11 protein-coding genes and 2 tRNA genes are annotated in these 13,364 nt (G+C 37.6%); 4 read left to right on the top strand and 9 right to left on the bottom strand.

Annotated features, from left to right (window positions below):
• Nucleotides 1–20 precede the first annotated feature (20 nt).
• Genes BI291_RS12765 through BI291_RS12780 form a run of 4 tightly spaced genes read right to left on the bottom strand, consistent with a single transcriptional unit; the run spans nt 21 to nt 4,577 of the window.
• Nucleotides 21–1,226, bottom strand: coding sequence for an ABC transporter permease (locus BI291_RS12765; protein ID WP_083602049.1), 1,206 nt, complete (start codon nt 1,224–1,226; stop codon nt 21–23).
• Between the two features lie 10 nt (nt 1,227–1,236).
• Nucleotides 1,237–2,550 carry an ABC transporter permease gene (locus BI291_RS12770; RefSeq protein ID WP_074499158.1) on the bottom strand — a complete coding sequence of 438 codons (1,314 nt, stop codon included), beginning with the start codon at nt 2,548–2,550 and terminating at the stop codon, nt 1,237–1,239.
• 17 nt (nt 2,551–2,567) lie between these two features.
• Complete coding sequence (locus BI291_RS12775; RefSeq protein WP_074499159.1) at nt 2,568–3,281, bottom strand: ABC transporter ATP-binding protein; 714 nt, start codon at nt 3,279–3,281, stop codon at nt 2,568–2,570.
• A 33-nt stretch (nt 3,282–3,314) separates the two neighbouring features.
• Nucleotides 3,315–4,577, bottom strand: a complete 1,263-nt coding sequence (locus BI291_RS12780; RefSeq protein ID WP_074499160.1) for an efflux RND transporter periplasmic adaptor subunit — start codon at nt 4,575–4,577, stop codon at nt 3,315–3,317.
• A gap of 340 nt (nt 4,578–4,917) precedes the next feature.
• On the opposite strand from BI291_RS12780, the gene BI291_RS12785 reads away from it, so the two are divergent.
• From BI291_RS12785 to BI291_RS12795, 3 genes are all read left to right on the top strand, one after another.
• Nucleotides 4,918–5,190 (top strand): oxidative damage protection protein, encoded by a 273-nt coding sequence (locus BI291_RS12785; RefSeq protein WP_074499161.1) that lies wholly within the window; start codon nt 4,918–4,920, stop codon nt 5,188–5,190.
• A gap of 224 nt (nt 5,191–5,414) precedes the next feature.
• Nucleotides 5,415–5,490: transfer RNA gene (locus tag BI291_RS12790), tRNA-Phe, on the top strand.
• Between the two features lie 96 nt (nt 5,491–5,586).
• Nucleotides 5,587–5,662: transfer RNA gene (locus BI291_RS12795), tRNA-Thr, on the top strand.
• Between the two features lie 150 nt (nt 5,663–5,812).
• On the opposite strand, the gene BI291_RS12800 is transcribed toward BI291_RS12795, so the two are convergent.
• The 4 genes from BI291_RS12800 to BI291_RS12815 form a co-directional block, all read right to left on the bottom strand.
• A complete protein-coding gene (locus BI291_RS12800; RefSeq protein WP_074499162.1) occupies nt 5,813–6,871 on the bottom strand; it encodes a tyrosine-type recombinase/integrase in 1,059 nt (352 codons plus the stop codon).
• Complete coding sequence (locus tag BI291_RS12805; protein WP_074499163.1) at nt 6,864–7,097, bottom strand: DUF4224 domain-containing protein; 234 nt, start codon at nt 7,095–7,097, stop codon at nt 6,864–6,866. Before BI291_RS12805 ends, BI291_RS12800 begins: the two co-directional genes overlap by 8 nt.
• 539 nt (nt 7,098–7,636) lie before the next feature.
• The gene (locus BI291_RS12810) at nt 7,637–8,527 is read right to left on the bottom strand and encodes a DUF3037 domain-containing protein (protein ID WP_074499164.1); all 891 of its coding nucleotides are present in this window, start codon (nt 8,525–8,527) and stop codon (nt 7,637–7,639) included.
• Entirely contained in the window at nt 8,524–9,243 is a 720-nt protein-coding gene (locus BI291_RS12815; protein ID WP_139302616.1) for a HipA family kinase, read from the bottom strand. The genes BI291_RS12810 and BI291_RS12815 overlap by 4 nt, the downstream gene beginning before the upstream one ends.
• A 606-nt stretch (nt 9,244–9,849) precedes the next feature.
• On the opposite strand from BI291_RS12815, the gene BI291_RS12820 reads away from it, so the two are divergent.
• Complete coding sequence (locus tag BI291_RS12820; RefSeq protein ID WP_074499166.1) at nt 9,850–10,074, top strand: hypothetical protein; 225 nt, start codon at nt 9,850–9,852, stop codon at nt 10,072–10,074.
• A gap of 160 nt (nt 10,075–10,234) precedes the next feature.
• Here BI291_RS12820 and BI291_RS12825 read toward each other — a convergent pair.
• The coding region (locus BI291_RS12825) for a polysaccharide lyase family 8 super-sandwich domain-containing protein (RefSeq protein ID WP_175573126.1) at nt 10,235–13,364 on the bottom strand (3,130 nt) is incomplete at its 5' end.

Raw genomic sequence — 13,364 nt, forward strand, 5'->3', positions numbered from 1 at the left:
CTTCCTTTTAAACAACATCACTAGACTGATCGGGTGGCGATAGCCGGTGAAATCTTTGAGGCCTTTAAGGCAGGTATAAATACCGCAATTTCAATGACCACAATAATCCCCACTAACGTTGCGCCAATATAATTAAAAGATAATGCTTCAGAAGAAAAGTAGGTCATCAAGTAGTTATTGAGCACTAGCGCCAAAATAATACCTAAGACAATCCCTAAACCGGCAATCAATGCACTTTCCGTCATAAAGTAACCTTGAATATCTGCGCGACTTGCCCCTAGCGCCCGGCGTGTGCCTATTTGTTTTTGACGACGGTTTACATTAAAAATGGTCATACCGGCAATACCAAGCGCCGTGATAAAAATAAGCACTGCAATGATAACCATCAACATATTCGTCATCAATCTATCACGTTGATAACTTGTCGCTTTCATGTCGGCGATTGTAGAGGCTGGATTAATCACGCGACGATTTTCTAGCTTTAATAGAATATCTTGCACATTTTTAATCATAGTATCAGCTTCACCAGGTTCGACACGAATAGCAAAACGGATAAATTGCTGATCATAAATTGCAGGCAATAACACTGTTTTTTCAACTAACGATGAATGCACCCACGGGCCCTGCATTTTATCCATAATACCAATAACTTGAAAAGGTAAGTCGATACTGTAAATATATTTTCCTAGCGCATCACCGTCTGGAAACAATTCATCTGCTAATGCTTGTGTGATAATGGCAACTTTAGGTGCATTAGCACCGCTATCGCGAATGACCATTTCATCAGGTCGGAAGCTTCTACCTTTAGTGATTTGTTGATCAAACAATTGAGTAATGTTGGAATTTCCAGCGAAAACACCAGCACCAGACGTTAACGCACCTTCCATTTCAGGCTGATTTCTAAAACCCCAAGAATCGCCACTGCCAGAAAGTGGTAGTTGATTTATGCCAGTAGCCTCAATAACGTAAGGCAATTCCATGATTTTTTGCTGATCTACTTGTAATTGTTTGGTGATATCTACATTTTCATCATAGAAATACATTGATAAACCAACAATTTCAGCTTCAGGAATACCACTATTTCGCTGCATATCATCAATACGCTCTTTAATAATGAAAGCCGCATTGCTGACGATTGCTAACGTCAGCGCAATTTGCATAATAATCAAAACAACACTGCTTTTGTTTCGCATCATGGCATTAAAAATGGGAGAAATATGTAACATAATGCAGCTCCTATTGAGTTTTTAAATAAATAGAGGGAAGCGTAGTACACACTCGCCATGCGGGGTAAATCCCTGCCAATACTGTAGCGCTCACCGCAATGATGGGTGCCGCTAAAAACATAGTGATATCCATCGTGGCAACGAAGTCAAAGCCATCAAAATTATTTTTCAATAATGACAAACCAAAATACGCAAATGCTAATCCAAGTAACCCACCAAGCAGCCCAAGTAAACCAACTTCAACTAAGTGTTGAGCAAATACTTGCCCACGGCTAGCACCTAGTGCTCTACGAACGCCTACATGAGGAGCATTCCGTAAGAATTTAGCCAGTAATAAACCGATACTATTCACTAAACATACCACTAAAAACATAAAGCTCACCGCAACCAACACGTATGAGTCGTCACCAACAACATTGTTATAATCAAGCCATTGCTGAACATTGCGTATTAGCCCTTTTGCATCGTCACGTTCAAACCTTGCTAACTTTTGTTGTTGGCTAACATACCCTGATAGAAACTGTGAAAATGTGTCTTGATCTTTTTTCGTTGGCAGTTCTGCCCAGTATTGTGTCCATAAGATTTCAGAGTTGAGCTTTTCTTGGTAATTATTAACACGCTCTTCTTTCCAGCCATTATTATTTCCCCAAGACTGTAACTCGTAAACGCTGGATAAAACGAAGGGAATAAACAGCTGTTCAGTGCTTTGAAACGCGCCATTGTTAACGTCATAAAACTTTGGTTTGGGTTGCCAAGACTCTGTAATGCCAACAATTTGATAGGTCGTTGCATTTAAGAAAATTTCTTTTCCGGTATTATCACCACCACCAAATAGCTTGTCATTTAACTCTTCACTGATCACCACTTGAAAGGTTGGGTTTTCATCGACAGTTTTACTCCATGGGCCGCCATAAAGAAAATTAACGTCAAACATTGAAAAGAAATGACGGGTAGTAACACGGCTTGAACGCAAAACAGGGGCAAACTCAGGGTCAAGCGTACGCACAGAAAAACCCGTTTTATACATGGGTGTGTGTTTTAATTCAGGTAAAGCCCGCATTAAATTAGTTGCATCTTGATAAGTCAATTGTTCAGGTACATTATCTGTGGTGTTCCACGTAGAACTGCTACCCGTTGATTGCAATTGAACTGCAAATAATTGATCTGATTTTTCACTGATCGGGTTATTGCCCGTCATGTGATTTAACGTCAATGCTGTCATTGAAATTCCGATACCACAGGCTATTGCTAATACCATTAACAGCGTAGTACCTATCGTGCTTTTTAAGCTTTTTATCGCAAGTTGAATGTAATAACTAAACATGCTGTTTCCTTAGCCTTTTAGGCGATTGCTTCCTGGTCTTTTGCGGTTGCGCCACCTTGGTACATGGTAAAGTCACAAAGTTGCCCATCAACGATCTGAATATTACGCTCCGCTCTACGGGCAAGTTCAGCATCGTGTGTTACCATGACGATAGTAGTGCCTTGTTTGTTTATTTTTTCTAATAGTTCCATCACTTGTTTTGCCATTAAACTGTCAAGGTTACCGGTTGGCTCATCCGCTAATAAAAACTTAGGCTCACCTGCTAATGCTCTTGCAATGGCAACCCGTTGCTGCTGCCCACCCGATAACTGTGACGGTAAATGTTTCATTCGCGATGCCAACCCAACCAGTTCAAGCGCATGCTCAATTTTTTCTTTTCGCTCTTTAGTACTGAATCCGCGATACCGTAATGGCACATCAACATTTTCAAATAGGTTTAAATCAGGAATAAGATTAAACCCTTGAAAGATAAAGCCAATTTTTTCATTTCTTAAACGTGAAAGTTCTTTATCACTTAACCCAACAATACTTTGACCATCAAGTTGGTAATCACCTGATGAAATATTTTCTAATAAACCAGCAATATTTAAAAAAGTGGTTTTACCTGAGCCTGAAGGCCCAGTAACTGCAATAAATTCTCCCTCTTTTACTGTTAAGTTAAAATCACGTAACGCGTGGGTTTGCACTAATTCCGTTTGATACACTTTATTAATATCTGACATTACTAACATACTGTTCTCCATAGTTTTTTATTTTTAATCGGATTAATAAAGCAATACACGCGCTTTATCATCAAAAAGTTCTAGGCTTGAAATGACTAAGGTGTCACCTTCTTTTGCCCCTTTTACAATTTCGATATGGCTCATACTTGTTGCGCCACTTTCAATCGCAATTCGTTCAGCAGAATCATCATGTACCAAGTAAGCTAACTTGCCTGCTCCACTTTGATAAAACTGACCTCTACGCACCATTAATACATTGTCTTTTTGCTCCAAGATAATGCGAGCACTCACACGTTGGTTTTGTCTTAATCCTGCACCTTGTGTTTTATCCATACGCACTCTTGCCGTCACTTGATTGCCAATTACCTCGGGTGAAATTGACGCTAACTGGCCGTATAATGTTTTACCTGCCATGCTCACCTCTACTGTCATACCTAAGCCCAGCTCATCAGCATATGCTTCTGGTACTTGCAACTCAGCTTCATAGGCAGATAAATCAACGATCATCATCAAAGAATCGTTATTATTGACTTTGGCTTTTTGCTCAACTAACCAGTTACCAACAATACCGTTCACTGGCGACATGATATCGAGCTCATCAACCTTTCTTTGTAACTCCGTTAAGCGTTGCTGCTCGGCTTTAAGTTCTAATGCCTTGTTTTCAACTTCGAACGCTAATGTATCAATAGCCAGTGTTGCTTCTTGTTCTGCATGCTGGGTACGTAAACGTGATTTTGAAAGCTCATCTTGTGCTTGTTCAAAATCAATTTGACTAATAATATTACGCTCAATAGATTGATTAGCGCGACGAGCTTCACGCTCTGCTGCTGCAAGATCAACCTTGGCTAATTCAAGTTTTTGCTGATACTCAAGCTGCTTTCTGCGCGAAGCTAACTTTTCACGGTTTAATGCTGAACTTAAGCGCTGAACCAAGGTTTTTTGCTGTCCAAGGGTTGCCATCAGTTGTGGGCTATCTATTTCTGCCACTTTTTGTCCAAGTTCAACCATATCTCCAGGTTTCACTTTCAACGTAACTAACCCTTGCTCTGGGCTATAAACGATTGGGGCATTTGCTGCGACAATTTTTCCTGAAGCAACGATATCTCTTAATAAGTCGCCACGTTCTACTATCGCTAATTTTAATTGGTCACGCGCAATGCTTTTATCTGCGCTTAACCAAGAAGATGTCGCTTGCCAAGCAACGAACAAAATCGCGCCTATGATCGCAATATATGCAAATTTCTTTACTTTGTTTGAGTTTTTTGAAACGACTTGCGTATCTTGTTGGCTAGTATCCCTGATCATTAATTTTCCTCATCTGTCAGTGCTGACTTGATAAAGCAGACAATGTACCACCATGACAACCCATTGTTTTTAAATGATTTTAAATACACCACCCTGTATAAAAAGTGTCCGCGGACACCTAAGTTACGGACACTTAACGAATGTACGGACAACCGGACACTGAATATATTGTGACGTTAAAACAGCATATTATTCAGCGCTTGTTTATTTACTCAATTTCTAAAGTCAGACGCTCTAACAAGCGATATTACTTAGCTGTACCTTTGTAAAAAGCCAAGAAAATTTAAGCCAGTCACGTTATAATGCGCGCAAATTCAATGCACTTTGATAGAGAACAATTATGAGTAGAATGGTTTTTTGCCAAAAGTTACAAAAAGAAGCGCCAGGTTTAGCCTTTCAATTGTACCCAGGAGACGTTGGTAAACGTATTTTCGAAAACATCAGTCAAGAAGCATGGACAGATTGGCAAAAAAAACAAACGATGCTGATTAATGAACATAAAATGAATATGATGAACCCTGATGATCGCACGGTGCTAGAAAAGTCGATGGTCGATTTTTTATTCAACAATATCGAACCAAATATCGAAGGCTACACGCCAGAGCAAAAATAAACGCCGCTTTAAATTATAGCTAATATGATTAATTCAATCATCATTAGCTATAATATCAACCGATATTCGCTTCAAATGGCAACAATGCGAAGAAAAAAACACCAAACAAACATTTTTTGAAAAAAAAGGGTTGACGCAAGAAACGAAAAACAGTTTAATACGCCCCGTCTTCAAGGCGAAGCCAAAAAGACAAGTACAAAGATAGTATTTAGTATTATCAATGTGCCTCGATAGCTCAGTCGGTAGAGCAGAGGATTGAAAATCCTCGTGTCCCTGGTTCGATTCCGGGTCGAGGCACCATCATTTAGAATGAGTGTTATGTTAATCAACAAACATTGATTCGGTGCCAAGGTAAATCATTCAATAGAATAGTTTTATCGCACACAGCCTTTGTGTGCCGACTTAGCTCAGTTGGTAGAGCAACTGACTTGTAATCAGTAGGTCGCCAGTTCGACTCCGGCAGTCGGCACCATTTACAAAGAGCCTCAGCAATGCTGGGGCTTTTTTCTTTCCTACAAAACGCACTGTTTCCTACAAAAATCCGCTATTTTCTTATTAATAAATCCCTAGCGAATTAAATCTTTAATCCTTTAAAGATCATGTCCAGATAATGCCTACTTAATTATTTTTTTTCAATCTTTTGTTCATTATCCGAATCATCATAAGGCGATAAGGGCTTAACCCTCTGGAAACCATTAAGGTAAATATTCTTAGTTGTAGAATAGTTTCGGTGACCTAGCAGCTGATTTGCGTCAACCATTGATTTACAACTTTGTGCAGCTTTCCTTCTTAAATCCCGTTCTTGAAAACGTTCTTTAAGTTGTCCGGAGTCTAATGCTTTGTCCATATAACGTCTCCACATAGTTCCAAAGCCATCTTCGGTGTAAGGCTTATGATACCTATTTTCAAAAAAATGCCATTTGAACTTTGGAATTCCCTTTGATGTATAACCATTTATGGTTTTTATCTTCCCAATAATATTTTCTAAGTAAGTGGTAGGTTCAAATAGAATTCTTACCGATGTTTTAGACGTTCCTACTCGTAAGCCTTCAAGCTCTGTCCAGTGCGTATTATTAAGAGCTAACATATCTCTTTGTCGAAGGCCTGTTGCTAATTTAAGTTGAACATAAAGCTGAAGCCATATAGGTGCGTGGTTTAGAAAAGCTATTACTTCTTGATCTGTTACAAACCTATCTCTTGGTTTTTCTGGATGCTTTTTTATTCCTGCTTTTAAAAATGGTTGTTCCTCAATAATTCCCCAATTAAATGCAGATGTCATTATTGAAGACCAAAGCGCATATTCTCTGTTACCCGCTATTGGTGCTCCTTCTTTCGCTCGCAGATCTAGGTACTGTCTCGCATGCTTTGCTTTTACTTGACATGGTAAAAAGTGACCAAAAGCATCTCGTAACTTATTAGCGATTCTAATATCTTCGTCGTATGTTGATTTAGTTTTTAAAGGGGAAACATCAACTAAGTATCGGTTGATTACATCATTCATTGTAAGCAACGAGCTAACAACCTCTGTAAGCCTTTCGTAAGCTATAAGAGCTTCAGTGAAGGTCTTACCTAGCCGAATGTCTTTTTGTCCTTTACAGCGGTAATAGTAAGCCCCCCCTTTTTTATTAAAAATCATTCCTTTAGGCAGATGAATATTCTCCTGCGAACGCTTTCTACCCATTTTCATTCCCTCCAACGTTATCAAACAGTATAGGCTCTTTGTCTACCTTTCGACTTTTAGTGATACCTAACCTTTGTTCAACCGCACTTCTGAGTACTCTTGGGTGGCCGTCACGGCCAATTACAAAATCAAAGCCTTGTAGGGCAAGTTGTTTTAATTGAGAGGTTCTAATTTTAGCTCCTGTTAACTGAACTAGTTCTTCTCTCGTCAGGAATGTAGATAACATCAATATCCACCTTTTAAAAACAAATAAAACATGGGTATTAATGTATCGTGATTAAGAACTTCTATGGATGCCTCAAAAAAATTAATATTAAATTTAATTTACTAATTTAAAAACAATAAGTTACGATTACCACAAAAATAAAATCAAATTATTTACCTTAGATATCAAATGGTTAAGTTAATTTGAATTGACAGTGAATTTATTTTTTTACGTAGAAATACTAAGCATAAATTTATGTATACTGGAAGATTTTTCTATTTAGACGCTATAGCGGAATCCCACATTAAAGTACCATTTTGAGCCGTTTAGCTTCAAATGCTAGTTCCTAACTTTATCGTGAAAACGGGCAGTTCACATTAATTCAAATTTAAACAGGAATGAGCTTGAATTTATACAAATATAAAAGTTGAAATTTCAGGGCGTCGAGTGAAGGTTATAAGGAGCTAATAAAAATGTAGTTGCGCCTTCTCTCCCTTAAACGAAAAAAGCTTAGGGAATTCCTAAGCTTTTCAATATGAATAACCAAAGTTTTAAATTAATTAATGCTGAAATCCATTTTCAACACTTTCAGGTGAAAGATCAGCGGAGGCAAACTGAACGATACTTTCTGTATCACCATAATCTTTAGCTAATGCACCAAGGTTCTTGATTTCTCCGACAACGTCTTCATACACTTTCATGAACTCATGCTTACGATGAACAGGCTTTTCAAATGCAACTAATGATTTTTCTGCTTGAACTACATCAGAATCAATCAATTTCTTCAATCGACTAATCCAAGTTTCTCCATGTTCCATAGCAAGTAACACATTTTTTTGTTCAAACGCTAATGGTCTAATAATTCGATAATCCTTATCAATTTTCGTTACTAAAGGAACAGAAATATCAAATATGCCAGCTTTAAGGTTCTGTTTAGTATAACGAACACCGGAAGGTAATTTAGACGTTAATTGTTTCTTCAAAGCTCGAACCATTAACTGTTCTTTATATTCCTTACTTTCAGCGAAATTGCGACCGATTAATCGTTCATATAGCTTGTCTAATGCAATATTGATATTGTCGGTCAACAAAGTTCCTATTTCACCAAAATGCAAAACAGACTCTCTGGTTCTGGTAACTTCTTTAAAGTAATCAACTAAGTTTTTACCTTGAACATGGTTATGCGCTAGGTAATTCCTAATTCTTTTAAGTTCTTCTTCAAAACCTTCAATAGCATGCTTATATACAACCCCATCTAAATCATCAAAAAAATGAGTAACTCTTTTAAATGACTTAGGTGCTAATTTGAAGTCATATAAACCTAATTTGGGGGCTATTACTACAACACCAACATTGGCAAATTCTCTAGTTTCGGCAAAGGGCATAAATCGAACAACGGCGTATATGCACTGTACATTATTCTTAGACGTTAAATTTTTGTTGTCATTCATTTCAGCTCCTCCCAAAATTGTTTGTTTTGATATTCATTTAATATTAGCTTTATTTCGTCTATTAGACCATCAAAATTATCTACACCTTCTTTCCAATCATCAGGAATATCTTCGATTAAATCATCCCAGCTAGTCAACGCTCGTTTTATTCTTTCTTCATAACTTTGCTGTAATTCATAATCAATTTGAGCAGGCCAAAATTGGCTACTAACGTGTAGTTTGTGATGGTTTTCAATCAAAAACTCTTTATCAAACGCCAAGTTATGATCCAATACAATCACGTCTAAATTTGATTGTTGGTAGAATAAATTAGGGTTGCCAGATAATTCCGTTAAGTTTCTATCAGCGTTACGTATCCAATAATCAAAAACATACAAATCTTGTAATATATTTTTAGAAAAAACTTGAAGCTGCTGATAATTGACTTCCTGTAAGTCTGAAATATGCTCTGAACCAAACGCCATTCCTTCACCAATTTCAAACTGATAGTCATCATTGTATTCCAACAATGAGCCATCAACATAAACTAGTTCGCAGCTAGGTATAGGTAAACCAATATTCTGTCCCAAGTTGCCAAACAACCACTCTTTAATGCAACCTTCAAAACCAGCTCTCTGCCGTTTGATTACATACTTTCTACCATTATCAGCCAAGCAAAGGTAAGGGGCAGTTGCACCTTGCTGCATTTGGTGGAGGATTTCTACTATACAAATCAAAATTAGTTTATCCTTACTAATTCAACATCAATTAGGTTCTTCCCCTCTAATTAAATGGGGTCAGTATCATTGATAATATTAATTCCGCATCAAAACAGCAATAGGCTTAAGTGCTTAACTTTGAAGGTTAATATTTACGTTAACACATTTTAGGCAGAAATTAGTTGGCTAAACGCCTGTTTTGTAAAATCAAGCTAACAATTTCAAAAGGTGTTAATAACCATTGCTCGCTCAGTACAGACTCTAGATAATATGTAATTATTTTACTCACTATGAACTTTATTGCTATTTAACAAGTAGAGTCCATTAATTTTATTTTTAAGGTCTACTTTAACCAGTTAATTATGCTAAATTATCTACTAGAAGGTATTTTTAATGTAAAAGATACTGGTTAAATGGACGTTGCTGTGGTGGCACAGGGTCTTATCAGCCTGGAATCGATAGTCGTATTTCGGTACGCAGCCGCGCAAGCGGCTTTTCTGAACCTAATTTAAAATGTGTTTGTAATAATTGCTCTTATAGATTACTTCTTTTAAACAAGACACAATAAGACAAAGGTTAGTCAAAAAGGTAAAGGTTAGTCAAAAAGGTAAAAAGGAGCGATAAATGACCCCATTTGAAGTACTTGGAAATGCAACTAAAGCTGTCGGACAGTTAATGCTAGACATAATCATGAATACCGACCCTAACGATTGTGAATGCGATACAGAAAGTAGTGTTGATGACTTTTCTAATTCGGCTCGATTTAATGCTGAAGGTGATGTAGTAACAGACTTAGAAGGAAAAAACGCACCCAAGCATGGTGGCCTCTGGATGCGCTTTAAAGATTAACTGTAGTAGTGTGACTTCCAAGGGAGTCTGACGGTAGAATTATCGAGCAACTTTGTCGTGGCTCTATTACTACATATAAACATCCATTGAAAAGCCCGAATATTTCTAATCGGGCTTTTTTTATTCACTATAGAACAACTGAATTCAGATTAATTTCTGTTTAGTTAGCTCTAATTGATGCAGAAATAGTTCTACCTTTATTATTTTCTCCTTGAGGTGTTGGAACTGTGAATATTGTTCGAGATAAATCTAATGACTGTTCTGAAGAGATAATAAGTCCGCTAGTCTGGCCTTCAACTCCTACATACTTTAATTGGCTATCAACTATTTCGTATGATCCCATTAATTCAAATGTTACAGCATCTAATGTTTGACTTGGGTCCGATATGTGAATATCAAATTCGTTACTACCCTCACTTTTTGATGTAATTAAAAGTGCACCAGGTGATGTTAATTTGACTTGAATATTATTATTACTAGATACATTATTGCTCATTGCATTATGCGCTAGTAAATATGTTCGTCGATCATTATATGCTGCATGCACATTAGTAGTGGTTAAACTTGTAATTCTATTTAATTCATCGATGCTGCTACTATCTGCTATGGGAGCAATCATATATCGATAACTTTGATTAGAATTGTTTTCATGCTCAATCCATAGGCTAAATACCTTCAGTGTAGCTTCACCAGTTACAGGTCCTATAGCTGACCAGTTTCCGGTTTGCTCCTGTACTTGTAAGTGAATTTTTTGAGCAACACCGCTTACTTGAGGAAAGTAGTATAGGGTACCATTGTGTTTAACCCATTCAATATTACCAGTATAGCTGCCAGCATTGCCGGCAGCTATTATCTCTTCATTTCCGCTGATACTATAAGTAACATCGGAGCTGTCATAAAGTGATTGCTCAACAGACGTAATAACTTTGTTACATGGTTCCTCTGTGCAGCTAGCATTTATGTGGCTTCCTTGTGAAATAATTGCATTGTTGAAATATATCCAACTTTTTTTTGCATCTGTAACTTTATTATCGTCTATACCATTACGGCTAATATCAGCAAAAAAAGCCCCAAATTGATGGTCACTAACTCCACCTACAAATGTGTTTGCTCCCTCTGCATTTTTGCCTTCATCTATTTCAGGGAAATCTACTATTGGTCTAGCTGTTATGCCTGGTAAACGGTTCCAATCCCACACTGGTTGAATATAACTGTAATCAGTTTTAAGAAGTCCATCAATTTTCTTTATATATTCATTGCCACTTTTCATGAGAAAATGAGTGCCTGCGCCCATAAAGTAATTTTTTAAGCCTTCACCATTATGAGATTCTGAACCTATAGTTCGAGGTGAAATTCCTCTCACTGATGAATAATATGGACTGTTATTAATGTCACCCATTTGGACCATGATGTCGCTATGCCAAAAATTTCTATTTCCTATAAAATGTGCCTTATTTAACTCATTACCGTTAACATTTTCACGAGTTTGGTTAGTTTGAACTGGTTTCGCCCGTGTTTTTAACTCAAGGAGCACATCAGGAGTAGGAATTGAAGCATATTTTATTGAATCGATTATATCTATTGCCCCATTTAATACACTGTTATCACCAACATCCAATTGATAATTATCTTGCTTTTGGGTAATTTTTCTGGAGATAGTATGAAGATCAAAACGCCCAGCATAGCTCATCCAACCATAACTACCTAACAGGTGTTTTTCCATTTGATCAGCTGCCGCTAGAATCTTATTTTTAAAACCTGTTTCATCAGAATAGGGTAACTCATGAATAATTGTTAGCGCATTCGTAAGACTCTTTAGTAACACACTACCATAGTTGCCAGCATCTATCTGCCTAGCGACTTGGTTATTCACTGTTTGGTTATGTTGGCTAAAAGTTCTGTCTGCTTTAAATCCGTTTAAAAATATACATGTTGATTTTCGTGCAACACCACCTTCCCACCCAGAACAATCATCATCTGTTCCGGTTAATTTATCCTTATAAAATGCTAAGTTTTGTTTGTCTGTAGCTAGCCCTAGCACTGAGTACATAGTTTGCAAATATACATAGTCAGCGTCATTGGAATTATGTTTTGTGGACATTCCAATATTCGAAGACTTATTGAGGTTAGCGATACTCTGCGGGTAATTAATACTTTGTTCTAAATCTGTACCATGCAATAAAGTTAATATACCTACTACCGATTTGGGAATTGCAATTTGTCGTGTCCAAAAATCAGTACCGTAAATGTACATATCATCAAATCTAGTTGTAATTTCTTTGTTATTAACTACGTGAACAACTTTGCCATAGTTTGAATAATTTTCGAAACTAGAAAGCGCATTTTGAAGTGCAACTCTGGTATCATTACAGTTATCGGGACTTGGAGATGTAGTACAACTCTTCGCATAGTACATAGCCAAAATAAACTGATCTTGCCAATATTTACGTACATGTGCTAATTGATTTTTGCTAAGGCTTGCACCCTGCACAGGGAGATTATTTGCTGACGTAATTAGCTCCCTAACGTCTTCGCTAGTTACTTCAGGTGCTGTCGCTTCGACTATATTCCTCATTGTGGTAATAGCAGATGAAAAATCTAACTGTTCAATTGTTAGAGTAAGATCATCGATACAAGCCCAAAGATCGCCATCATTAACGCACATTTCAATTCCGATATAAGTCTGCGCTTCATTAGTTGGTGTCCCGCTGATTTCACCTGTCGAGGAATTAAATGTCGCCCAGCTAGGTTTGCTGCCATGCCAATCAATAGTATAGTTAAGTATGTCTCCATCTGGATCTGCTGCAGTAGGGATGAAGCTATACGCAACACCTTCTTTCCAATTTGCTGGAGTTCCTGATAGTTCGGGGCGGCGGTTGATGCTGATAGTTAGATCATCAATACAAGCCCAAAGATCGCCATCATTAACGCACATTTCAATACCGATATAAGTTTGCGCTTCATTAGTTGGTGTCCCGCTGATTTCACCTGTCGAGGAATTAAATGTCGCCCAGCTAGGTTTGCTGCCATGCCAATCAATAGAATAGTTAAGTATGTCTCCATCTGGATCTGCTGCACTAGGGATGAAGCTATACGCAACACCTTCTTTCCCATTTGCTGGAGTTCCTGATAGTGCGGGGCGACGGTTTGTATTCGATACCGGCAGGCTTAAGCTGTTTTTGCAAGCCCAATTTGGTCCATCATTGACACAAACTTCGATACCGCTTTTGGTACCTGCATCATTGTACCCAGGCGTCCCAGTAACACGACCTGTTGATTTGTTTATTGCC

The sequence above is a fragment of the Thalassotalea sp. PP2-459 genome, assembly GCF_001913705.1.
Lineage (GTDB): Bacteria > Pseudomonadota > Gammaproteobacteria > Enterobacterales > Alteromonadaceae > Thalassotalea_C > Thalassotalea_C hakodatensis.

What these genes read in the sequence shown, in the direction of transcription:
- BI291_RS12810 (WP_074499164.1), bottom strand. Translation starts at nt 8,527, where the DNA reads ATGAATGACAACAAAAATTTAACGTCTAAGAATAATGTACAGTGCATA.
- BI291_RS12800 (WP_074499162.1), bottom strand. Translation starts at nt 6,871, where the DNA reads ATGGGTAGAAAGCGTTCGCAGGAGAATATTCATCTGCCTAAAGGAATG.
- BI291_RS12780 (WP_074499160.1), bottom strand. Translation starts at nt 4,577, where the DNA reads ATGATCAGGGATACTAGCCAACAAGATACGCAAGTCGTTTCAAAAAAC.
- BI291_RS12765 (WP_083602049.1), bottom strand. Translation starts at nt 1,226, where the DNA reads ATGTTACATATTTCTCCCATTTTTAATGCCATGATGCGAAACAAAAGC.
- BI291_RS12770 (WP_074499158.1), bottom strand. Translation starts at nt 2,550, where the DNA reads ATGTTTAGTTATTACATTCAACTTGCGATAAAAAGCTTAAAAAGCACG.
- BI291_RS12775 (WP_074499159.1), bottom strand. Translation starts at nt 3,281, where the DNA reads ATGTTAGTAATGTCAGATATTAATAAAGTGTATCAAACGGAATTAGTG.
- BI291_RS12785 (WP_074499161.1), top strand. Translation starts at nt 4,918, where the DNA reads ATGAGTAGAATGGTTTTTTGCCAAAAGTTACAAAAAGAAGCGCCAGGT.
- BI291_RS12820 (WP_074499166.1), top strand. Translation starts at nt 9,850, where the DNA reads ATGACCCCATTTGAAGTACTTGGAAATGCAACTAAAGCTGTCGGACAG.
- BI291_RS12805 (WP_074499163.1), bottom strand. Translation starts at nt 7,097, where the DNA reads ATGTTATCTACATTCCTGACGAGAGAAGAACTAGTTCAGTTAACAGGA.